This is a genomic window from Streptomyces sp. CRCS-T-1, assembly GCF_024442335.1.
GTDB lineage: Bacteria > Actinomycetota > Actinomycetes > Streptomycetales > Streptomycetaceae > Streptomyces > Streptomyces koelreuteriae.
Genome location: NZ_CP101651.1, coordinates 7437083 through 7458065 on the forward strand (window position 1 = coordinate 7437083; position 20983 = coordinate 7458065).

The following is a 20983-nucleotide window of genomic DNA, read 5'->3' on the forward strand; positions in this document are numbered from 1 at the left end:
CCGCACGGTCAGGTCGGGGTCGGGTCAGGTCATGAGCCTTCCGAGGGCCGCGGAGCGGTGGTCGACGGCGGCAGGTCGCCGTTGAACCGGGTGTCGGTGAAGTCGGCGAAGTCGACCTTGCGCGGGATGAGCTTCAGCGCCGTGAACGTGTCGGCGATCTCCTGCTCGGAGGCGATCAGCGGCTTGTCGACGGCGACCTCGACCCGGGTGGTGTAGGTGCGCTTCACCGCCGCCAGTGCCACGTCCTCGGGGAGCCCGGTGTCCTTCGCCCAGACCTTCGCCCACTCCTCCTCGTGGTCGTACACCCAGGTGTAGGCGCGCCGCAGCCGCTCCAGGTAGTCCTTGACGGCGGCGGCCTTCTTCTTGTCCTTCAGCGCCTCCGGTGCCGCGACCTGGAAGGTGAGCCCGTTGGTCACACCGTCGCCGTCGGACAGGACACGTCCCTGCTTGGCCTTGAGCACCTGCGAGGTGTACGGGTCCCACACCGCCCACGCGTCGACCTTGCCGGCGGTGAACGCGGCGAGCGCGTCGGCCGGCTGGAGGTACTTGACCTTGACGTCGCTCAGCTTCAGCCCGACCTTCTTCAGGTTCGCGACGAGCTGGAAGTGCGCGGAGGATCCCTGGGCGACGGCGACCGACTTGCCCTTGAGCTGCGCGGGGCTCTTCAGGGACGAGTCGTTCGGGACGAGGATGGTGTCGCCCTTGGAGGTGCCGTGCCACGCGGCCACGACCTTGATCTTCGAACCCGCCCCGGCAGCGAAGACCGGCGGGGTGTTGCCGACACCGCCGATGTCGACGGCCTTGGCGTTGACGGCCTCCAGCAGGGGCGGGCCGGAGGTGAACGTCGACCACTTGATCTTGTAGTCGAGGTTCTTCAGCTCCCCGGCGGCCCGCAGGATGGCCTCCGAACCGCCCTTCTGGTCACCGACGTTGATCGTGACGTCGCCCTGGCCGTCGGTGCCGCCGTCCGACGTGCCGGCGGCCGAGTTCCCGCCGCAGGCGGAGAGCAGAAGGGCGAGGGGGAGAAGCAGGGCGGCGGGGACGAGGCGTCGTCGCATGGCGGTTCCGTTCGTGTGGGTCGTACGGGTTGTACGGGTCGTGCGTGAGGGGTTGGCGCAGGTCAGGCGGCTTCGGCCGTACGGTTCGTACGGTGCGGTGCGCGAGGCGGGTCAGGCGGCCTCGGCTGCCGTCGCCTCGACGCCCAGGCGTTCGAGGAGTCCGGCGCGCAGCGCGGCGAAGCGCGGGTCGGCGATGTCGCGGGGACGGTCGAGGTCGATGCGCTGCTCGTGGGCGATGACGCCGTTGTCCATCACCAGGACGCGGTCGGCGAGCAGCACGGCCTCCTCCACGTCATGGGTGACGAGGAGCACCGCGCACCCCCGGCGCTGCCACAACTCGCCCACCAGCCGCTGGGCCTTGATGCGGGTGAGCGCGTCGAGCGCCCCGAACGGCTCGTCGAGCAGCAGCAGATCGGGCTCGCGCACCAACGCCCGTGCCAGGGAGGCGCGTTGGGCCTCGCCGCCGGAGAGGGTCTTGGGCCAGGCGTCCGAGCGGTGGCCGAGGCCGACCTCGTCGAGGGCCTGCTCGGCGACGGCCCGCTCGGGCTTGCCCGGCAGGCCGAGCAGGACGTTGCGCCACACCTTCTTCCACGGCATCAGCCGCGGTGCCTGGAAGGCGACGGCCTTGCGGCGCGGCACCAGGACGCTGCCCTCGATGTCGCGGTCGAGCCCGGCGAGGATGCGCAGCAGCGTCGACTTGCCGCAGCCGCTGCGGCCGAGGAGGGCCACGAACTCGCCCGGCTCGACGTCCAGTCGCAGGTCGTCGATGACGGCACGGCCGTCGAAGGAGCGGGTGAGCCCGTCGACATGGACGGCCTGGGGGGTCACCGGCCGGTGAACGTCGGTCGCCATTGCAGCAGCACCTTTTCGAGAGAGCGGACGATGAAGTCGGCGAGCAGGCCGAGGAAGGCGTAGACGACCAGGCAGACCACGATCACGTCGGTCCGCAGGAAGTCCCGCGCCTGCACCATGAGGAACCCGATGCCGGAATCGGCGTTGACCTGCTCGGCGAAGACCAGCGCGAGCCAGGCGATGCCGAGCGAGTAGCGCAGACCGGTCATCGCGCTCGGCAGCGCACCGGGCAGCACGACATGCCGTACGAGGCCCCACCGCGACAGTCCGAGGGACTCCCCGGCCTCGATCAACTGGGAGTCCACGCCCCGGATCCCGGCGTAGACGTTGAGGTAGAGCGGGAAGGTCACGCCGAGCGTGATGATGGCGACCTTGGGGGCCTCACCGATGCCGAACCAGATGATGAACAGCGGTATGAGCCCCACGAACGGCACGGTCCGCAGCATCTGCAAAGGCGCGTCCACCAGGTCCTCGCCGATCCTGAACAGGCCCGACAGCAGGGCGAGTCCGGTGCCGACGACCAGGCCGAACAGCAGCCCGGCCGCGACCCGCTGGAGCGAGGTGCCCATGGCCGCGGGCAGCGAACCATCGGCGACCATGTCCCCGGCGACCTGGGCGATCCGGCCGGGCGAGGCGAGCACATCCGGCGGCAACGCGCCCGCGCCGCTGAGGAGTTGCCACAACACCAGCAGAAGGACCGGGCCGGTGGTGCGGCGCAGCCAGCGGGGGACGCGGGTGCGACGGGAGGAGGCGGGTGTGATGGGCTGGAGGTCGAGATCAGAGGCTGATTTAGCCGGAATATCGGGTGCCGATGACCTCGGCGGGGCATGACTGATGCTCATGAAGGGGCTCCACAGGGGGAGAGCGGGGGCCGATGGAGGCAGGCCTCGTCATCGCCGCGCCCGCGGGATCAGGGGCGACCGGCGGACAGGCGCCACGAAGGCGAGGCGAGCTGAGGGGGATGCAGAGAGGAGAGAAAAGGGCGTCAGCAGCCGCGGCGACACGCGGCGGAGGCCACCCGCAGCAGGTCGATGTGACCGCGCGTGGTGAGCAGGGCTGAACGCAACATGCGGCTGAACCTAGCCAGGTGGCATGCGCACGGTCAACGGCGTCTCGTCCAGTGGACGCCGGTATCGCCACTCGGTCCGACGTGACCCGGTGAACCGCCGCGGGTACGTCAGGATGGGAGACATGTCAGATGTCTTCACCACCCGAGTCCTGAACATCACCTCCGGCTCCACGGAGAAGGTCGTCGACATCACCGGCGACTGCGAGTCCTTCCTGCGCGAGTCGGCCGCCGGCCGCGACGGCCTCCTCAACGTCTTCGTCCCCCACGCGACAGCCGGCATCGCCGTTCTCGAGACCGGCGCCGGCAGCGACGACGACCTCCTGGCCGCACTGCACACGCTGCTCCCCGCAGACGACCGCTGGCAGCACCGCCACGGCAGCCCCGGCCACGGCCGCGACCACGTCCTACCCGCCCTCGTCCCACCCCACGCGACCCTGCCGGTGCTGAACGGGCGGCTGGAGCTCGGGACGTGGCAGTCGGTGTGTCTGGTGGACACGAACATCTCTAATCCCAACCGTCAGGTGCGGTTGAGTTTCCTGGGATGACCTAGGACGACCAAGATCGTCCTGGGTGCGGCCGCCGATTCTCCTTACGCTCTGGCGTCGAAACGGGAGAAAGATGCGCGGTACCACCACGGACGAGGTCGAGCGGCCGTACGACGGCTGCGGAAAGTGCCTGCTCGGAGTACGTCGACTGTCGCGTGTGCAGGCGGCGGCAACCTCGCCGGAGCGGTAGCGGGAGGATGTGCTGGCGGCCGCCGCGGCCATCGGCGGGCACATCATTGCCTGGGCCGATGACTGAGAGGTTTCCGGCGCCACCGCAGGATTGGTGTCACACGCCTGCGGGCCTGGGTCAGGTGGAGACAGGAGTGCGGGACAGGGCGTCTGTCCTTCAACTGCTCGACACTCCCGGCGCGGTGGCTGAACTGCGCGAGGTCCACAAGAGGAGTCGAGAGGGCACCGGCTCGAGTTCCCCGCGCGCGGTGTGAGCACAGTCACTACGGCGAAGGGTGGCGCGGCGTTCTCGGGTGGACAGCGGACAGGCGTCGCGGTTCGCCGCGGCACAGGGGGCATCAGGACCGAAGGCATCGCCCCGCCAGGCCGTGTGCCGCTGCCGCTGCCGCTGCGTCGGCCCGCGCCGGCAACTGGCGCGTGGCCGGCGCTGTATCACCACAGTCAAGGTTCTGGACGACGGCGGGCGCCATCGAGCCAAGCCAGTCGGCGAGTTCCGTCCTGAGATGTGACGGGCATCACAACGGCTGGAATGAGTGGGAGACCAGGGGCATTTCCGTACTCTCTCGTGACGCGTGAGGCATGGACTGCGAGGATGTGGCGCGATGACTGCCGGGAGGTGTTCTCGTACGCTCAGGGCCGCCGTGTTCGCGGCTGTCTGTGTGCTGCTCACCTCCCTGGGGCACGTCATGATGTCGGGGACCGCGGTGCCCTGGTGGGCCATGGCGGCGGGAGCGGTGGTGACCGGCGGCGCGGCCTGGTGGTGGGGCGGCTGGGAGCGCGGGCCGGTTCTGGTCGGCTCCGCCACGGTCGTCGCGCAGGCCGTACTCCACGCGCTGTTCTCGCTCGCCCAGGCCGTGGTTCAGCCGGAATCGGCCGGAAGCGGGTCGCTCGTCCAGCTGTGGATGAACCATCTGCAGGGCGCTTCGCACTCGGGGCCGGGCGCGGAAAGCGACTCCATGGCGACCTCCATGGACTCCTTGGGTCACATGATGGGCGCCACCCACGCCACGCACTCCATGGCGACGACGGACGGCATGGACCATGAGGGGATCGCGCACTCGCTCCACCAGGGTATGAGCGGAATGTCCTCGACCGGCATGCTCGCCGCCCACCTGCTGGCCGCGTTGGTGTGCGGTCTGTGGCTCGCCCACGGTGAGCGCGCCGCGTTCCGCATTGTGCGGGCGCTGGCGGGGTGGCTGACCGCGCCGCTCCGTCTGCTCCTCCGCATGCCCGTACCGCCGCACCGTCCCCAGGCCCGTGCCCGCCGGGACCGTTCCGACCGAGCGCCGCACGGCTTCCTCCTCACCTATGCGATCACTTCTCGGGGACCGCCCCTCGGGACCGCTGCCGTCGTCTGACGACAGCCGGTTTCCCCGGGGCCGTTTCCGGAGGCGACGACCTGTCGGCTCCACGCCTCGGGTATCGGCCGCGCATTCCCGTGCCCGGCCGCCCGTACCCGCATCGGTTCGTACCGTGCCGCCCGCTGTCCGCGTGCGCCGGCTCGGACAGCCGTATCCGGATTCCCGAGAAGGACACACATCAGGTGATCACTCCTGCCATGAACTCCTCGCGCGAAGAAGCGAACGAACAGCCGAGTGAAGTGTCGCGCGACGCGTCGACCACAGCCTGGGCCCTCTCAGCCCGCAGCGGTGACCCCGAGGCCGTCGAGCGGTTCGTCCGCGCCCTGCACCGAGACGTCCACCGCTACGTGACGACCCTCGGCGGTGACCACCAGAACGCCGACGACCTGACCCAGGACACGTTCCTGCGGGCGCTGGGCAGCCTGCACCGGTTCGAAGGCCGCTCCTCGGCCCGTACCTGGCTCCTGGCCATCGCCCGCCGCGCGGTGATCGACAGCATCCGCTACAACACGTCCCGCCCACGCCTGTCCGACACGGACGACTGGCAGTCGGCCGCCGAACGCGCTCAGCCGCGCGGTCTGCCCGGATTCGACGACGGCATAGCTCTCCTCGAACTGCTGGACACGCTTCCCGACGATCGCCGTGAGGCGTTCGTCCTCACCCAACTGGTGGGCCTTCCCTGCGCGGACGCAGCCGACGCCAGCGACTGCCCCATCGGCACGGTGCGTTCACGGGTCGCCCGCGCCCGCACCTCGCTGATCGAGTCGCTCGACGACGCCGAGTGCCGCACACCGGTGGCTGTCGCGGCCTGAGCCCCAGGACGAACGCCGAACTGCCCATCGCGTCCGAGCCAGGCGACCGCCCTGCCTCCCGCCATACCCTCCCCGCCATCCATTCAGAGGAGTTCCCCGTGTATCGCCCTGCCTTGGTCCGCATCCTGCGCCGCTCCGGCGCGCTCACGGCAATCACGCTCGCACTCGTTTTCGCCACCGGGGGGCCGGCCGCGGCCCACGCGGAGGTTGAGGCTGAGGGCGCCCGGGCCCTCGACCAGAACGTCGAACTGACCTTCTCCGCGGAATCGGAGTCCGCCTCCGCCGGCATCACCAAGGTGGAGGTGATCCTGCCGAAGGGCATCGTCCCCGCCGACATCACCTACGGGGAGGGCCCGGACGGCTGGAAGTTCGCCCCCACCGGCCGTGGCTGGACGGTCTCCGGCGAGAAGCTTCCGGTGGGGGAGGACGTCGAATACGTCGTCACCGTAAGGCAGTTGCCCGACGTCACGTCGTTGGTGTTCAAGACCCTCCAGTCCTACAGCGACGGCAGGGTGGACCGCTGGATCCAGTTGGAAGAGCAGTCCGAGGGGGACGGCCACGGTCACGGGCACCCCGCGCCCCGACTGGACCTGAAGGCCGCAGCTGCCGGCGCGAAGCCGGTGAGTCCCACGCCCAGTCCTTCGGAGGAACCCACGACCGCCGCCCCCTCGGCAGAGCCGGACACCGAGACGCCTTCGGCGGAGCCGGCGGCGGACAGTACCGACGGAAACGACGGCATGTCCGCCGCCGTCCCTCTGGGCATCGGCGCAGGCGTCCTCGTACTCGGCGGCGGCGTCTGGTGGTTCAGGAGCCGTCGCGGCGGAACCGCCTGAGACTCAGGGGCTGGGGGCGTCGCTCCGAAGTCAGGGAGTGAAGTCTCCAGCCTGACGGGCCAGTTGCCGTGGTGGGTGATGTCGGTGCCTGTGGATGCCGAGTGCGGGTCGCACTGGATGCCGAGGACCCAGGCTGAGGGCGGTGAGGGAGACGGGCTCCTGTGATCGGACTTCCGATGTCCGGGCCGACGCGGACAAGGCCGGGTGCCGTTGGGGTCGTGGTCTGTGGGGCGCCAGTTGGCCACTTTGCGCATCACGATTGGCCGGAGGGCAGCAATCTCCCCGCGTCTCACGTCACGCGGCGGGCAGACCCCATGCTCGGCCGAGCGCACGGGGCAGCAGCCGCGGCCGGCCATTGGAACGTGCGCTCCCCGGCGCTGCCCTCGACCAACGTCACCCGGTAGGCGAGCCGGTCATCCAGAGCCTCCAACTGGATCATGCTCGGTCCCTCGTACCGCAGCACACCCGGACCCGGCTCTCCCCGGTAGTGCACGACATCGGACCCGGTGCCGTTGATCTCGTCGTGGAAGCGGGGAACTTCTCGCAGCGGTGTGCCGGGGTCGCCGTCCACGTCTCCCGGCCGCCAGCGGCAAATACCCGGAAGGCGACCGCCTTCATCGCCTCCGGCAGCGGAATCCGGGAGATGACAGGGTTACCGTCGCCTGACAGCCCGTAGAGCAGTGAGGAACGTCGCCCCTTCTTGTCCTCGAAACGCAGGTTGGCCCGTGCCCGCACATTCGTCGAGCAGACCATGAGGGCTGGCCGATACGAGGGCACTGCCGACTGATGCGTCTGCGCGCCGCTGCTCCCTTTCGCGCTGACCTGCGGCTGGGGGGCACCGGCGTCGTCCTCGGGACCTTGGCCGTAAGCGGCGTTCGGTTGAGTGCCACGGAGCGGACGGAGGCGCTGGAGGGGGCCAGCAGCATCGGGGTGAAGGTTCCGTCCTCAGCGTCGTGAGTGAGGGCCCTGTGCCGTAGCCGATGGATTGTCCATCCGTCCAGGTCCTCGATGCCGTCGGGTGAGGCGAGGGGGTGCCCCTACGTCTTTGGGGCAAGACATCTCAGGCGATCGACAAGTTGAGTCGTCTGCCTGAACCGCGTGAGGGAAAGCGGGGGTGCGCCTCATCGGTCTGCGTACGTCAACATGGTCTGCCGGGCGGAAAGGTGGCGGCCGGATGGGGCGATCGATGGGTGAGGGTGGGGTCCGTGGATCAGAGCGAAGACAGGATCTTGGCTGATGAGCTCGCTGCTCTTGGCGCGGTGGGCGGGGGTAGTGGTCTCTTGGTCCGGGTGGTGGCCAAGCTGATGAGGAAAGACGTCCATGAGATCGACCTGCTTGTTCCCTTGCCGTTCGACGACGCGGTGGAGCGCGTCTCCGGTGTGCTCAACGGGGCGGGCCGCGCAGTCGAGACCCTGTCAGTTGGCTCTGGCGAGGACGAGACGATCCGCGTTGTCGCCAGAGGCGGTGTCGGCGGTCTGAATCCCGTTGTGGTGACCGCGCGAGTGCTCAAGGCCAATGAGGCCAGCTCGGAAGTCTGGCTTCGTGCAGCTGCCAAAGAGGGGCTGATCAGACAGCGAGCTGGACAGAAGACCGCCGTCCGTCTCGCCGCCCAGCTGAGCAAGGCAACCGGAGCGGACAGGGCGTACGGGTGAGCTGCAGGTCAGCGTGACGCGGCCGTTCGCGGCCCGAGGTCGTGGGTACGCTCGGCGCCGACCACGAGGAGAGCGGCATCGGCCGAGGCGTCGATCAGCAGGGTGCGCGCGGGGCGGCCATCGACAGTGCGTCGGCGCACCCGTCGGCCGGGTTCTCCCCGGCCGGCGCATGAAGCCCGGCTTCCAGGTCCTCGACGGCGTGCTACTCGTGCGCACGGGCGGGTTCACCGGTGAACGGAAGGTCCACGGGCCCGAAGGTCCCCCGCACCGGGGCCGAACAGCCCCGGCAGGGCTTCGATGAGCCACCTAGGACCTGTCCGGCCGATCATGCATCTGATCCGAGCACCGGTCTGATCCGGGAGGTCGGGAACGGGAGACGCGCCGGGCCAGGGATACTTGGCGCGCCGCACCTGGTAGAACACTGACACGTGGGTATCCAGGAGCGCGAACGCAAGATGTACCGGCCGCTGTGGCGGGCCGGCCTGGAGGTGATCCCGGACGCCGTGCCGGACGGCACGATGCCGTTCGTCTCCGGATATCGTCCCGAGGACATCGTCGGCGGCTTCTCCCACCGGTACGAAACCCCACGGCTCGTCGAGCGTCTCAACGAGGACTGGCATGACCTGGCGGTCTCCTCGGGCCTTTTCGACCACCGGCGCGAGTTCCTCGTCCTGCTTCCTCACGGCACCTGCACGCACCAGGCCGTCCTGCCGAAGGAGAACCCGCACTACGGCCGCCGTGCCCCATCGCGGGTCTGGACCCGGGTCCGGCTCCTTGACCGCTGGGACATCATGGGTCGGGGTGCGGCATCGGCGTTCCTCGGCATACGTGCGGGCCACCCGGGTTTCGGCATGATGGCGCTCGACAGCAGCGTGTACATGAGCTGCTCGACGGGCGAGATCGGGGTCGACGTGAGGGTGGTGGCTCACCCGGCCCGCTCCGAGAACATCCTGCAGGACCTGGAATGGTACGCACATTGGGACTATCCGCTCGCCGACAGGGAGTTGCAGAAGCGGATCGCTGCCTGGCTCGCGGGCCGTGCACTGGGGACCGCCAGCTGTTCCGACCGATGACCACGCGGCCCTCGGCAGCGAGGCCGACACGAGCGACATCAACACGACGTGACCTCGCCCGAGCCGCCCGGCGCGGCCGGGGCGCCGGATCAGGTACCGCCGGAGCGCTCAGTGCCCTACCCGCGATGAGGGCGGTCGCAGCCATTCGAGGAAGAGCAAGCCGCAAGCGGCGAGTACACCGAGTCGTCCGTACCGGCGGCCCTGCGCGGCGCGTACGGCGAATTCGCTCCCTCGATGCGCTTCGACGATCTGGCCGCCGCTATTGCCGGGCTCGGCTGCTCGGTCGAACCCGAACCGGATGAGGACGGCACGGCTGAGGACATTCACCGCTACCGGGTGCCCGAGTCCGGCGTGAGAATCTTCGTCCGCGCGGACGAACATTCCCAGGGGCAGGCGGGTGTGGTCTGGAGCCTCAGCGTGTCTCCCGCGTGGTGGCGCGAGGCGGGCTGATCCGGCCCTCGGGGGCAGCCGCGCCACCGTCTGGGCGGCGCACCCTTTCGGCGTGGTCGGTTCCGAGGTCTGCGCGACCTCGGAGCCGGCTGCCTCGGGCGCAGAGCCGCGGGCTGCGGCCTGGCGGGATTGCGTAGGCCGGACCTTCGTACGCTCTCAGGATGCTGCTGCAGCGCTCACCGGCCGATGAACCGCGTCGTGCCCGGAGCGCGGGTGGTCATGTACTGGCGGCTGTCAGAGGGGGGCATGCTCCACACCCACACCCTCGGGGGGAGAAGAGCATGATTACGTCGGTGACCGCTATCGGTGGTCTGTTGGGCCTGATCGTGTCGTTGGTGTTCCTCGCCGTACAGACACGTGCGGTTTCGAAGCAGGTGGCGGCAAGCAACAACCTCGCCGGGACTCAGTCCCTCGATCACACGTTCGCGGGCTTGCGTGAAGTCCACTTCAAGATGCTGGAGTACCCCGGCATGCGGGCGTACTTCTACGAAGGTCATCCCCTGCCTACCCAGGAACCGGACCGCGAGCGGGTCCTGATCATTGCCGACTCGCTGGCAGATGTACTGGACAGTGGCATCCAAGTGACCAGGCGCATCCCGCAGAACGAGTCCGAGGAGGACTGGGCTTCGTACTGCCGGTACCTGCTGGAGCGCAGTCCAACCCTCCGAGCTGTCGTGTCGGAGCACCCCAAGTGGTGGCCAGACCTGGCGGCTCTCTCCTGATGGCTGCAACGCCCGCGTCCAGACTTTGATCATGAGGCGATCGAGCGGCCCTCGTTCGAGTCGAACTGACCCGTGCGGGCGGTTCTCGGTTTCAGGCGTGCACCCTCGCCGGGCGTTCGCGCCCCCGCCTCGTGGGCGGTGCTGCCGGGTGACATGACGGCCTGCCCGTGGTCTGAGGCGTCATCCTGCCCTGGTGGCACGACGGGTCGATGAGGGGCGGCGACACGGGGAAGGGCCTGTCAGTTTCACGTGACAGGGCGTGACTTGGGTCATAGTCGTGCAGCTGCATGGCCATGGCGTGTTTGCGTAAATCGTGGCGCCCGGCGCGCTCGGTGAGAAAGGGAGTCCCCCCCATGGCTCCGACCCCGATCAAGCCTGGCATCTACCAAATCCGCGCCCACATCATCGGCCCCACCAGCCTGTTGTCGGCCACCGAACAGCCGTCGAGCACGGTGCCCCCGTCGCCGAGGACAAGCTCTTCGTCAACACCGTGCCGCGCGCCGACTGGGCGAAGTTCACCTTGAAAGGGTCATCGGCGGAATCAAGATCCTCTCGGACAAGGGGCTCGCTCTGCGCACCGGGCACCGCGGCGCCCAGATCCAACTCGCCTATCCCAAGCCCGAGTTCCAGGAGACCTGGACCCTGGAATACCAGAACCCGATCCCCACGGAGTAACACGCGACCTCGGAGGGCCGACGCACGACCGTCGGCCCTCATCCCGTGTCCCTCACGCCACGTTGTCACAGGACTGGAAGGCCCAACCCGCTGCCCATGCCGCGCCCGACTCGTATGAGCTCCACGCGTGGCTGGCCGCCTCTCCGAACCCCACCCGGCCTGACACCACGCGGGCGAGGCTGAGCGGCCACATACGGGCCGACCTACGGCCTCAGGGCACCCTGCGAACCCCGAGGCGTTGGTCACCGGCCGGTCAACCGGGAAGGGCGCGGTCCGGCCTGTACGGGGGAGCAGGTCCGCCCGCCGCGCGCCGCCAGTGTCGCCGGTCCGATGAGCGCAGCCCGGCAGCGACAACCAGTCCAGAGCCCTGCATGCCTGCGAGGCGACACCCCGCCCGCGGGCCGTGGACGTGGTCCAGTACGAAACCCAGCCGGTGGAATGGCGCCGATCGACGGCACCAACGGCGACGTTCTCCGAGTACGGCGCCTCCTTTGCCAACCACGGCGAAGGCCGCCCCCGCGTCCCATCTCTCCGTCCACACCGAAATCCAACCTTCGCCTGCGGGTCGTGGAGGCATCCCCACAAAGCGCTTGACCTTACCCTCAAGGGCAAGGTTTAGCGTTCTTCGAGGTGAGAGGCATGCGGATCGGTGAGCTGGCCGCGCGAGCGGGTGTGACGACCAAGGCGGTGCGCTACTACGAATCGCTGGGGCTGCTCACGCCGGTGCGGTTGGCCAACGGCTATAGGGACTACGACGAGTACGACGTACGGCTCACGCAGGAGATCCGGGCGCTGTGCCGCCTCGGCATCCCTGTCGAGGCGACACGGCCGTTTCTGGAATGCCTGGCTCTGGGGCACCGGCACGCGGACGACTGTCCGGCCGCGCTGGCCGGGTACCGGGACGCCATTGATGAGCTCACGCAGCGGATCGAGGGCCTCACCGCCCGCCGGGCGGTGCTGGTGGCGCAGCTGCACGAGGCCGCTCACCGCAACAGCCGATTCTCACCGGCCAACGGAGAGGAACCGATGACCGACTACACGAGCCTGCCTGCCGACCTGCCCGTTCCCGAGGACGACGGCGCTGCTGCCCACCTGCGCGGGGCGAGAATGCCGCAGCTGGAACTCCATGCCACCGACGGCGCCACAATCAGCCTTGAGGCGCTGGGTGCAGGTCGCACGGTGCTCTACATCTACCCGCTGACGGGCCGCCCCGGTACCGATCTGCCCGAGGGCTGGGACTCCATCCCCGGCGCCCGTGGCTGCACCGCCGAGGCGTGCGGCTTCCGCGACCACCATCAGGACCTGCTCGCGGCCGGCGCGACCCAGGTGTACGGCCTCTCCAGCCAGGACAGCGACTACCAACGTGAGGTCACCGAGCGGCTCCGCCTCCCATTCCAGATGCTGTCCGACCCCGCATGGAGCTTGGCCCGGGCACTGGACCTTCCCACATTCACCACAAGCGGGTTGACGCTGTACAAGCGGCTCACGCTGATCATCAAGGACAACGTGATCGAGCATGTTTTCTACCCGATCTTTCCGCCGGACAAGCACGCCGACCACGTCCTGGCTTGGCTCAGCGACAACGCCCACCGGCCTTGATGCATCGGTAGAGCTGTTGGCGATGATCATGGTTCGGTCGGGGCAAGGGCGCTGACCCGCAGGGTGTAGCCCGGTTTCCTGGGATGGCCCAGGGCGACCAACTCGGTGGCCACGTGTCGCAGTACCGCGGCCCCGCCAGCCGGCTCGTCGGGTTCAGCCGGCGGTGACGCGGGCGTTGACCCGTCGCATCCAGTCGCTGTCGGTGAGCCACATGGGGTGATGGGGGGCCGCGTTGGAGGTGAGGACGACGCCGTGGAAGCCTGCCGCGAGGCAGCGGTCGACGACGAACTCCGCCAGGTCCTTGCCGACGGCGTCCTCCTCGAAGCGCGTCAGAAGAGGGGTGTATCCCACGACGCCTTCGCCGAGGAATGCGGGGACGCCGCGGCGCCGGGCGAAAGCGGCGACGGAGTCGACCCACAGGGCCAGGGTCTCCCGCATGGCCTGCCGGTGCGACTGGTAGTTCTCGTAGAGCCACAGGTCCCAGCGGTCGGGGTCGACCCAGTCGTGTACGTAGAACAGTTCGCGCGGAATCCCGGTGGCCTGCAGCCGCCAGGGCTCGTCGGGGTGGTAGTCGGCGAAGGCGGGCGCGTCGGGGCGCAGCATGCCGGCCAGTTCGGGAGTGGGCCAGGCGGCTGTTTCGGGCGCCGCCTCCGTGCCGTGCCCGAGCCCGACAGCCTCGTAGAGCGCGCCGAGCACGCCGTAGACGTAGAAGTGGAAGTGCGCGTTCTGCGCCTGCTCCGGCAGGTCGTCGATCTCGTCGGGCCAGGGCTCTCCCAGTGAGTACGTGACGGGGATGGCGGGATGGCGTGCCCGCAGCAGGTCCACGGCCCGGCTGAGCGGGTCGCGGAGCCGGGCGTAGTGGGAGGTGGTGCCGTCGCCCGGTACGAGGGAGCAGTTGTCGACCTCGTTGTGCACCTCGACGTAGGCGACCTGGTCGGCCAGGCCGCGCTCGGTGAGGAAGTCCAGCAGTCCGGCCAGTGCTTCGGCCATCACCTCGGCTCGGTCCGGGCCGGGGATCGCGGCCAGGGCGCGGTGCCAGGCGTCGGTGTCGGCGAAGCTCGGGGACTGCTGGTACTCCCACGAGGACACGATCACCCGGCAGTCGTGCCGGGCGGCCGCCTCGAACAGGTCGACCAGCCGCCTCAGGCCGTCCAGCGGGTAGCCGCCGCTGACGTTGTACCAGCGGGTGCGTTGTCCGAACTCTTTGCCCAGGCCGCGGACCTGGATGGATTCCGGGTTCGGGACACGTCCGGAGAAGAGCAGAAAGGGCATGGCGCAGATCCGGACGGTGTTGAAGCCGCGCTCCACCGTCTCGGCGAAGGCGCGGTCCAGGTCGGCGAACGGCTCGCCGGGGCCTGCCTGCGTGTACCAGCTGAAGTCCCAGAGGGTGATGGCGAGCCGGTCGCCGCTCTCGCCCGTAGTGGCCTGTCGGTGTGCGGTCATGAGGTCACCCGTCGTTCGCGTGCGGTGAGGAATGGTGGCGGGGCCGGTGCCGGTGCGAGCCCGGCTGTCTTGGTCACGGCGCTGCTGTGCCGTGCGGCCGCGCTCCGGCGGCTGCACGGCATCACGCTACATGAATTCATTATTTATGAATATTCCCTTGACGGTGTTCGTGGAGCTGATCAGGCTCTTGGGGCAATGGACACGTGCGTGCCGCTCAGCCGCCGTGCGAACCCAGTCCGCCGCGCGGACGGTGACCGAGGGAGTTCTCCGTCATGACCGATCCCATCCACCCGCCACAGGGGCGCCCCCGGAAGGCCGCCCACCCGTCCCGGCGCAGTGTCGTCGCCGCACTCGGCGCCGTCGGCTGCGTCGCCCTGCCCGCCTGGCCGGACACGGCGCGGGCCGCGGACCGTGCGGCCTCGGCAGCGCAGGACGGCCCGGTGCTCGACACCCATCCGGCCACCGAACCGTCCGGCACGCACGTGCGCGAGGTCGCCGGCACCAACGTGGTCTTCCAGTACGGCGCGGTGCTCCCCGCGTTCGACGGCTGGCGCACGCATGAGCCCACCCGCGAGTACCTGTCCCTGGACAAGCGCTGGCGCTTCCGCTTCGACCCCGGCAACAAGGGCCTCGACGAGGGCTGGCAGTCCCCGCGCTTCGACGACCGGGCGTGGGGCCGCATCGACGTCCCGTCGGCCTGGGACCTGCTCGACACGCCCGGATTCGCCTCGGAGACCGGCAGATTCGGCAAGGGCACCGCGTTCGCCGACGGCTACGCCTGGTACCGCACCACCGTCGACGTTCCCGGCTCCTGGCGGGCCCGCCATGTGCGCATGGCCTTCCTGGCCGCCGGCTACAGCGCCGAGGTCTGGCTCGACGGCACCCACCTCGGCAAGCACGAGGGCGCCAATTCCCCGTTCGCGCTTCCGGTGGGCAAGGCGCTCAAGCCGGGAACCCGGCAGACGATCGCGGTGCGGGTGTTCCGCAGGGCGACCTACACCGACTACACGGCCTCGCCCGGGCAGCCGGTCACCGACGACCACGAGATCCCGTACAAGCCGGTCGACTACTGGCCCTACGCCGGCCTGACCAGGTCCGCCTGGATCGAGGCGGTCCCACGGGTCACCATCGCCAAGCTGCTCGTGACCGGTGCGAACGGGAGACTCGAGGCGCGGGCGGTGATCGAGAATCACGGTCCCGCCGACTTCGACGGTTCTCTGACGCTGGATGCCGGCCGGGGGAGTGGTGCGCGGCCGACCGTGGTCACGGCCCGCATACCGGCCCGGTCGGCCGGCGTCGTGCGCGTCTCGGTCCCCGTGCCCCGCGCGCCACGGTGGAGTCCGGCCTCGCCGCACACGCTCACGGCGCGCGCCACCCTGACCGCCAGGAAGCCCGGGGGGCCGCGTGTGGACACCCTGTCCACACGCTACGGCGTGCGTGACCTGTCGGTGGCGGACGGGCAACTGCGGCTGAACGGCAGGCCTCTGTTCCTCAAGGGTCTCAACTGGCACGAGGAGACCGGCGCCCACGGGCGGGCCATGACGCGCGCCGCGTACGACAAGGAGCTGGGCCACATCACGGAAGTGGGCGCCAACTTCGTCCGCAACTGCGTCTACAACCGCCACCCGTACGTCTACGACTGGGCGGACGAGCACGGAGTGCTCGTGATGGACGACGTCGACACCATGTGGCTCAACACGGCCCAGGAGAAGCTGCAGACCGAACGCTACGGACTCGCCCGGGCACTGGCCCTGACGATGGCGTGGAACCAGCACAACCACCCGTCGGTGATCCTGTGGTGTCTGCAGAACGAGTCGGAGATCGACGCCGACGGCGCCCCCGTCTACCGTGCCTGGCTCGCCGACATGAAGGCGGCCGTGAAGGCGGTCGATCTCACCGCCCGGCCGGTGACGTGGGCCTCCAACACCAGCAACGACCCCGCCTTCGACCTGGCCGACGTGATCGGGTTCAACGAGTATTTCGGCTACTTCTACGGCAAGGACGCCGACCTCGGCCCGACGCTGGACGCGGTGCACGCGAAGTACCCCGGCAAGCCGATCCTGATCACCGAGAACGGCACCTGGTCGGATGCCGGCAATCACGGCCCGAGCACCACCCAGGGCACTGAGGAGTGGCAGGCGGCGAGCTTCACCGCCCACTGGAATCAAGTGGCCGAGCGCAGCGAGTTCGTCGCCGGCTTCACTTACTGGGTCCTGAAGGACTACAAGCAGCGGGCCGGGTACAACCAGGACCACAACGGCATCTCCGTCATGGGCCTGCTCACCTTCGGCGAGGAGCGGCCCAAGCTCGTCCACGAGACGTTCCGGAAGGCGGTCAACCCCAGGCCGTAGAAGGCAAGACAGTGGCGCGGGCCCGGCGATGAAACGCCGGGCACGCGCCACCGTGCGTCAGCCCTTGACGCTGCCCTGGGTCAGACCCGAACGCCAGTAGCGCTGCAGGACGAGCATCGCTGCGGCCAGTGGAAGGATCGAGAGGAACGCGCCGCCCACCGTGAGCTGGTAGAGCTCGGGAGTGCGGTCGGCCGCCGTCTGCCAGGTGGTCAGGCCCAGCGTGATGGGGTACTTCCGGTCGTCGGAGAGCATCACCAGCGGCAGGAAGTAGTTGTTCCAGATACCGACGAACTGGAACAGGAAAACGGTCACCAGCGCGGGCGTCATCGTGCGCAGGACGAGGGTGCCGAAGATCCGCCACTCGCCGGCGCCGTCCACCCGTGCCGCCTCCAGCATCTCCGCCGGTACCGCGGCCTCCGCGTAGATCCGGCACAGATACACGCCGAACGGGCTGACCATGCTGGGGATCAGCACGGCCCAGTACGTATTGGCCAGGCCCGCCTTGCTGAACAGCAGGTACATCGGCAGGGCGAGCGTGGTGCTGGGGAGCAGCACACCGGCGAGCACGGCCTTGAAGACGGCCTCCCGCCCGCGGAAGCGGTAGACGGCGAGGGCGTATCCGGCTGCCCCCGCCAGCAGGGTGGCCAGTGCGCCGCCCACTCCCGCGTACAGGACGCTGTTGAAGGTCCAGCTCCAGAAGATGCCGTCGCTGTAGGAGAAGACCTTCGACAGGTTGTCCAGCCACTGCGGGTCGGAGAACCACAGTCCGAAGGTGCCGAAGAGGCCGGCGCTGCTCTTGGTGGAGGCCACCACCAGCCAGTAGACGGGCAGCAGGAAGTACAGGGCTGCGATGGTCAGGAGCGCGACGAGCAGGATCCGAGAGGGCTTCACTCCGCGACGCGGCCTGCCGTCACGGCGCGTTCCGGCGGTCTGTGAGGTGTGGGCGGACGCGGCCGGCACGGGCTTCTCGGCGGGAGGTGTGGACACGCTCACCGGGCATCCCTTCTTTCCTTGCGGTTCACCAGGCTGAGGAAGCCGAAGGACAGCACGCTCGCCACCAGGGCGAGGATCACCGACTCGGCCGCGGCGAGGTAGATGTTGTTGTTGGCGAACGCCTCGTTGTAGGCGCTCAGGTTCGGTGTGTACGAGTTGGTGACCGTCGAGGTCAGTGGCTTGATGACCAGCGGTTCGGCGAACAGTTGCAGCGTTCCGATGATGGAGAACACGCCGGTGAGCACCAGGGCCGGCCGGGCCAGGGGCAGCTTGATCCGGACAGCCGTCTGCCAGGTACTCGCCCCGTCGATGCGGGCGGCCTCGTAGAGCTCCTGGGGGATCGCCTTGAGCTGGGCGACGATCACCAGCATGTTGTAGCCGGCGAACTCCCAGATCACGATGTTGGCGATCGACCAGAGCACGTTGTCGTATCCGAGGAAGTCGGGCGCGAGACCGACCTTGCCGAGCAGGTCGACGATGGGGCTCACTCCGGGCACGTAGAGGAAGCCCCACAGGATCGACGCGATGACGCCGGGCACGCCGTAGGGCAGGAAGTAGGCGGCGCGCAGGATGCCCGCCCAGCGGTGGGAGAGCGTGTCGAGCGCCAGGGCCAGCGCCGTGGACAGCAGCAGCATCACGGGGATCTGCACGAGCCCGAAGAGCAGCACCCGCGCGAAGCTCTCCAGGAAGGCCGACTGCTGCAGCGCGAGGGCGTAGTTGTCCAGTCCGGCGAAGCCGAGAGTGGCCGGGCCGAGGCCCAGCGGACCGGAGCGGACCGGTGTGAGCAGGCTCTGGTAGACGGCGTAGCCGAGCGGGAGGACGAAGGTGAACAGGAAGAGGGCGACGAAGGGGAGCAGGAAGCCCCATGCCGCCCGGTCGGGGCGGGCGGAGCGCCGGCTGCCGCCCGGTGCGGACGTCGTCCTCCGGCTGGTCGTTGTGCTCATCGCGCGCTCCTCGCCTTCAGACCCTTGGCCAGCAGGTTGTCCACGGTCCGTTTCTGGGCGATGGCCAGCGACCCGGCGAGGCTGCCGTCTCCGGCGATCGAAGCGCCGAAGGCATCCTGGAGTTGGGCGAAGTCGGCGTCCGTGGTGGGAGACCACTTCCAGGAGGTGTCGATGGTCCGATCGGACACGGTGAACACGTCGTTGTAGCGCTGTCCGCCGAAGAACGGGTCGGGCTTGTCGAGTGCCGATCCGCGGAAGATGCCCGTGGCGGCGGGCCAGCCGTAGCCGACGGAGATGTTCAGGTCGACGGCCTTGCGGTCGGTGTTGATCCAGTGCGCGAACCGCAGCGCCTCACGCGGGTGGCGGGTTCCCTGCAGGATCGCGGTGGACGAACCGCCCCAGTTGGCGGAGGCATTCTGCCCCGCCTTCCACTGGGGCAGCAGGGCGACCCGCCACTTCCCCGCGGTGCCCGGCGCATTGCCGCGCAGCAGGGCGTCGCCCCACTGAGGTCCGACCCAGGCGGCGATCTTTCCGGTCTGGACATGCTTGTACCAGGCGCTGGACATGTCGGGTTCGACGAAGACGAGGTCGTCGCGGACCATTCGCTCCCAGTAGTCCGCGACCTCGCGGGAGAGGTCGTTGTCCATGTCGGCGATCCAGGTGTCGCCCTCGGTGCGCACCCACCGGGCGCCGCGCTGCCAGCACATCGCGGCGAACCAGGTGGGCTGGTTGGGTGCGAACGCGCACAGCCGGGCGCCGTTGCCGCGGGCCTTGACCACGCGGGCGGCCTGCTCGAACTCGGCCCAGGTCGTGGGTGTTTCGATGCCCCACTTCGCGAAGAGGTCCCGCCGGTAGAAGAGACCCATCGGGCCGGACGCCTGAGGGACGGTGTAGACCTTGCCGTCGAAGACGCCCTGCTGCCACTGCCACGGCACATAGCTGTCGCGCAGTTCGTCAGCACCGTAGTCACTCAGGTTCGTCAGGCCGTTGACCAGCATGAAGCCGGGAAGCTCGTGGTACTCGACCTGCGCCAGGTCCGGAGGGTTCCCGGCCGTCAGCGAGGAGTGCATCTTCTGGTAGCCGCCCTGAACGTTCGCGGGGATGGTCTGCATCTCGACCTGGATGTCGGGGTGCGTCCGGTTCCACAAGTCGACGGTCTTCTGCATCGGTACCCACGTCCAGAAGACGAGCTTGACCTTCTGGCCGCGGCGCGTGGGTGCCTGCCTGGTCGTGCGGGCGGCCCCGACGGCCTCGCCGCAGGCGGTCAGAGCCGGGGCGGCTGCCAGCGCCGCGGCCGTTCCGGCCCCCCACCGGAGAACGGCTCTCCGCGATGGTGCTGAGGTGTCCATGTGTGTCCCTTTGCTCTACGGCTTGCGCGCCTGGACCTGCCGCGACGGCCTCCGACCACAGGTCGGTGCGGCCGGCCGTGCTGTGTGGTGCGTGCCGGTCAGTCTTGGAGCGCCGAGCAGCCCCGTCAAGATATATGCATTATTAATTGAAAGAGCTATCCTGGGTCCAGGGCACCGACTCATGGGGCCGGGCAGTCGAAGGGGAGAGCGCACGATGACGGGATGCCGCAGGATGGCGGGGCGGGTGGCGGTGATCACCGGCGCGGCGCACGGGATCGGAGCGGCCACGGCGCGCAGGCTCGCGGCTGAAGGCGCGGCGATCGTGGTCACGGACGTGGACGACGTGGCGGGCAAGGCGGTCGCGGGAGCCATCGCGGACGACGGCGGGAGCGCGGAGTACGTCCGCTGTGACGTGACCTCGGCCGCCGACTGGGAGAACCTGGCCCGCCACGTCGACGAGCGTCACGGCCGGCTGGACGTGCTGCACAGCAACGCCTTCGCTCAACTGAACAAGCCCGCCCACGAACTGAGCGAGGCGGAGTGGGACGGTCAGATGGCCGTGCTGCTCAAGCCGGCCTGGCGGGCGATGAAGACCTTCGCGGTCCCGCTGCGTGAAGCGTCGGGCTCCGTCATCCTCACTTCCTCCGTGCACGCGGTCATCGGCCTGCCCGGCCACGCCGCCTACGCCGCGGCGAAGGGCGCGCTGTGCTCGCTGGGGCGGCAGCTGGCCGTCGAGTACGGGCCGGACATCCGGGTCAACACCGTGCTGCCCGGCCCCATCCTCACCGCCGCCTGGGACGGGATACCGGAAGCCGACCGGGCGCTCAGCGTGGCGGCCACGGCCGCCAAGCGCTTCGGCATGCCCGAGGAAGTGGCCTCCGCCGTCGCCTTCCTGGCATCACAGGACGCGTCGTACGTGACCGGCGCGAGCCTCGTGGTCGATGGAGGATGGAGTGTCATGAAGGAGTCCTCGTGAACGGCGCGCACAGCGGTTCTGGACCTGAACGGAAACG

Annotated in this window: 20 protein-coding genes and 1 pseudogene; 11 read left to right on the forward strand and 10 right to left on the reverse strand. The window is 69.2% G+C overall.

Annotated features, from left to right (window positions below):
* Positions 1 to 29 precede the first annotated feature (29 nt).
* The 4 genes from NNW99_RS33775 to NNW99_RS39225 form a co-directional block, all read right to left on the reverse strand.
* Positions 30 to 1058, reverse strand: coding sequence for an ABC transporter substrate-binding protein (locus tag NNW99_RS33775; RefSeq protein WP_215122941.1), 1029 nt, complete (start codon positions 1056 to 1058; stop codon positions 30 to 32).
* A 111-nt stretch (positions 1059 to 1169) separates the two neighbouring features.
* The gene (locus NNW99_RS33780; protein WP_215122942.1) at positions 1170 to 1910 is read right to left on the reverse strand and encodes an ABC transporter ATP-binding protein; all 741 of its coding nucleotides are present in this window, start codon (positions 1908 to 1910) and stop codon (positions 1170 to 1172) included.
* Positions 1883 to 2752 (reverse strand): ABC transporter permease, encoded by an 870-nt coding sequence (locus NNW99_RS33785; protein ID WP_215122943.1) that lies wholly within the window; start codon positions 2750 to 2752, stop codon positions 1883 to 1885. Before NNW99_RS33785 ends, NNW99_RS33780 begins: the two co-directional genes overlap by 28 nt.
* Positions 2753 to 2895: 143 nt before the next feature.
* Entirely contained in the window at positions 2896 to 2979 is an 84-nt protein-coding gene (locus NNW99_RS39225; RefSeq protein WP_349817350.1) for a putative leader peptide, read from the reverse strand.
* 122 nt (positions 2980 to 3101) lie between these two features.
* Here NNW99_RS39225 and NNW99_RS33790 point away from each other — a divergent pair, with 122 nt between their 5' ends.
* From NNW99_RS33790 to NNW99_RS33805, 4 genes are all read left to right on the forward strand, one after another.
* Positions 3102 to 3524, forward strand: coding sequence for a secondary thiamine-phosphate synthase enzyme YjbQ (locus NNW99_RS33790; protein ID WP_215122944.1), 423 nt, complete (start codon positions 3102 to 3104; stop codon positions 3522 to 3524).
* Between the two features lie 791 nt (positions 3525 to 4315).
* Positions 4316 to 5071: a hypothetical protein gene (locus NNW99_RS33795; protein WP_215122945.1), complete on the forward strand. Its 756-nt coding sequence runs from the start codon at positions 4316 to 4318 to the stop codon at positions 5069 to 5071.
* Between the two features lie 185 nt (positions 5072 to 5256).
* Positions 5257 to 5886 (forward strand): sigma-70 family RNA polymerase sigma factor, encoded by a 630-nt coding sequence (locus tag NNW99_RS33800; RefSeq protein ID WP_370869178.1) that lies wholly within the window; start codon positions 5257 to 5259, stop codon positions 5884 to 5886.
* Positions 5887 to 5984: 98 nt separating this feature from the next.
* On the forward strand, positions 5985 to 6719 hold the full coding sequence (locus NNW99_RS33805; protein ID WP_215122946.1) for a DUF1775 domain-containing protein: 735 nt from the start codon (positions 5985 to 5987) through the stop codon (positions 6717 to 6719).
* A gap of 289 nt (positions 6720 to 7008) precedes the next feature.
* Here the strand turns inward: NNW99_RS33805 and NNW99_RS33810 are convergent, their stop codons facing one another.
* Positions 7009 to 7290: a hypothetical protein gene (locus NNW99_RS33810; protein ID WP_215122947.1), complete on the reverse strand. Its 282-nt coding sequence runs from the start codon at positions 7288 to 7290 to the stop codon at positions 7009 to 7011.
* A 634-nt stretch (positions 7291 to 7924) separates the two neighbouring features.
* Between NNW99_RS33810 and NNW99_RS33815 the strand changes: the two genes are divergently transcribed.
* The 4 genes from NNW99_RS33815 (at position 7925) to NNW99_RS33830 (ending at position 10616) form a co-directional block, all read left to right on the forward strand.
* Positions 7925 to 8371 carry a hypothetical protein gene (locus NNW99_RS33815; RefSeq protein WP_251057995.1) on the forward strand — a complete coding sequence of 149 codons (447 nt, stop codon included), beginning with the start codon at positions 7925 to 7927 and terminating at the stop codon, positions 8369 to 8371.
* 428 nt (positions 8372 to 8799) lie between these two features.
* Entirely contained in the window at positions 8800 to 9444 is a 645-nt protein-coding gene (locus NNW99_RS33820) for a hypothetical protein (RefSeq protein ID WP_251057996.1), read from the forward strand.
* A 234-nt stretch (positions 9445 to 9678) separates the two neighbouring features.
* Positions 9679 to 9894 (forward strand): hypothetical protein, encoded by a 216-nt coding sequence (locus NNW99_RS33825; RefSeq protein WP_215122949.1) that lies wholly within the window; start codon positions 9679 to 9681, stop codon positions 9892 to 9894.
* Between the two features lie 281 nt (positions 9895 to 10175).
* Positions 10176 to 10616: a hypothetical protein gene (locus tag NNW99_RS33830; RefSeq protein WP_215122950.1), complete on the forward strand. Its 441-nt coding sequence runs from the start codon at positions 10176 to 10178 to the stop codon at positions 10614 to 10616.
* A 1035-nt stretch (positions 10617 to 11651) separates the two neighbouring features.
* Here the strand turns inward: NNW99_RS33830 and NNW99_RS33835 are convergent.
* Positions 11652 to 11808 (reverse strand): annotated as a pseudogene (locus tag NNW99_RS33835) (GNAT family N-acetyltransferase); the annotation flags it as partial.
* A gap of 122 nt (positions 11809 to 11930) precedes the next feature.
* Between NNW99_RS33835 and NNW99_RS33840 the strand changes: the two are divergent.
* Positions 11931 to 12890 carry a redoxin family protein gene (locus NNW99_RS33840; protein WP_215122951.1) on the forward strand — a complete coding sequence of 320 codons (960 nt, stop codon included), beginning with the start codon at positions 11931 to 11933 and terminating at the stop codon, positions 12888 to 12890.
* Between the two features lie 153 nt (positions 12891 to 13043).
* Here NNW99_RS33840 and NNW99_RS33845 read toward each other — a convergent pair whose 3' ends face one another.
* Positions 13044 to 14333 (reverse strand): cellulase-like family protein, encoded by a 1290-nt coding sequence (locus tag NNW99_RS33845; protein WP_215122952.1) that lies wholly within the window; start codon positions 14331 to 14333, stop codon positions 13044 to 13046.
* A gap of 272 nt (positions 14334 to 14605) precedes the next feature.
* On the opposite strand from NNW99_RS33845, the gene NNW99_RS33850 reads away from it, so the two are divergent.
* A complete protein-coding gene (locus NNW99_RS33850; protein ID WP_215122953.1) occupies positions 14606 to 16684 on the forward strand; it encodes a glycoside hydrolase family 2 protein in 2079 nt (692 codons plus the stop codon).
* A gap of 57 nt (positions 16685 to 16741) precedes the next feature.
* Here the strand turns inward: NNW99_RS33850 and NNW99_RS33855 are convergent, their stop codons facing one another.
* The 3 genes from NNW99_RS33855 to NNW99_RS33865 are packed head-to-tail and all read right to left on the reverse strand — an operon-like array spanning position 16742 to position 19970.
* Positions 16742 to 17677, reverse strand: coding sequence for a carbohydrate ABC transporter permease (locus NNW99_RS33855; RefSeq protein ID WP_215122954.1), 936 nt, complete (start codon positions 17675 to 17677; stop codon positions 16742 to 16744).
* Positions 17674 to 18621, reverse strand: coding sequence for a carbohydrate ABC transporter permease (locus NNW99_RS33860; RefSeq protein WP_215122955.1), 948 nt, complete (start codon positions 18619 to 18621; stop codon positions 17674 to 17676). The genes NNW99_RS33855 and NNW99_RS33860 overlap by 4 nt, the downstream gene beginning before the upstream one ends.
* Positions 18618 to 19970, reverse strand: coding sequence for an ABC transporter substrate-binding protein (locus NNW99_RS33865; RefSeq protein ID WP_215122957.1), 1353 nt, complete (start codon positions 19968 to 19970; stop codon positions 18618 to 18620). Before NNW99_RS33865 ends, NNW99_RS33860 begins: the two co-directional genes overlap by 4 nt.
* Positions 19971 to 20184: 214 nt before the next feature.
* On the opposite strand from NNW99_RS33865, the gene NNW99_RS33870 reads away from it, so the two are divergent.
* Positions 20185 to 20946 (forward strand): SDR family NAD(P)-dependent oxidoreductase, encoded by a 762-nt coding sequence (locus NNW99_RS33870; protein WP_251057997.1) that lies wholly within the window; start codon positions 20185 to 20187, stop codon positions 20944 to 20946.
* The last annotated feature ends 37 nt before the right edge of the window (positions 20947 to 20983 follow it).

Excerpts from the sequence above, each read along its gene's own strand:
- NNW99_RS33830 (WP_215122950.1), top strand. The coding sequence starts at position 10,176 with ATGATTACGTCGGTGACCGCTATCGGTGGTCTGTTGGGCCTGATCGTG.
- NNW99_RS33825 (WP_215122949.1), top strand. The coding sequence starts at position 9,679 with ATGCGCTTCGACGATCTGGCCGCCGCTATTGCCGGGCTCGGCTGCTCG.
- NNW99_RS39225 (WP_349817350.1), bottom strand. The coding sequence starts at position 2,979 with ATGTTGCGTTCAGCCCTGCTCACCACGCGCGGTCACATCGACCTGCTG.
- NNW99_RS33795 (WP_215122945.1), top strand. The coding sequence starts at position 4,316 with ATGACTGCCGGGAGGTGTTCTCGTACGCTCAGGGCCGCCGTGTTCGCG.
- NNW99_RS33860 (WP_215122955.1), bottom strand. The coding sequence starts at position 18,621 with ATGAGCACAACGACCAGCCGGAGGACGACGTCCGCACCGGGCGGCAGC.
- NNW99_RS33850 (WP_215122953.1), top strand. The coding sequence starts at position 14,606 with ATGACCGATCCCATCCACCCGCCACAGGGGCGCCCCCGGAAGGCCGCC.
- NNW99_RS33845 (WP_215122952.1), bottom strand. The coding sequence starts at position 14,333 with ATGACCGCACACCGACAGGCCACTACGGGCGAGAGCGGCGACCGGCTC.
- NNW99_RS33790 (WP_215122944.1), top strand. The coding sequence starts at position 3,102 with ATGTCAGATGTCTTCACCACCCGAGTCCTGAACATCACCTCCGGCTCC.
- NNW99_RS33780 (WP_215122942.1), bottom strand. The coding sequence starts at position 1,910 with ATGGCGACCGACGTTCACCGGCCGGTGACCCCCCAGGCCGTCCATGTC.
- NNW99_RS33785 (WP_215122943.1), bottom strand. The coding sequence starts at position 2,752 with ATGAGCATCAGTCATGCCCCGCCGAGGTCATCGGCACCCGATATTCCG.
- NNW99_RS33775 (WP_215122941.1), bottom strand. The coding sequence starts at position 1,058 with ATGCGACGACGCCTCGTCCCCGCCGCCCTGCTTCTCCCCCTCGCCCTT.
- NNW99_RS33840 (WP_215122951.1), top strand. The coding sequence starts at position 11,931 with ATGCGGATCGGTGAGCTGGCCGCGCGAGCGGGTGTGACGACCAAGGCG.
- NNW99_RS33870 (WP_251057997.1), top strand. The coding sequence starts at position 20,185 with ATGACGGGATGCCGCAGGATGGCGGGGCGGGTGGCGGTGATCACCGGC.
- NNW99_RS33865 (WP_215122957.1), bottom strand. The coding sequence starts at position 19,970 with ATGGACACCTCAGCACCATCGCGGAGAGCCGTTCTCCGGTGGGGGGCC.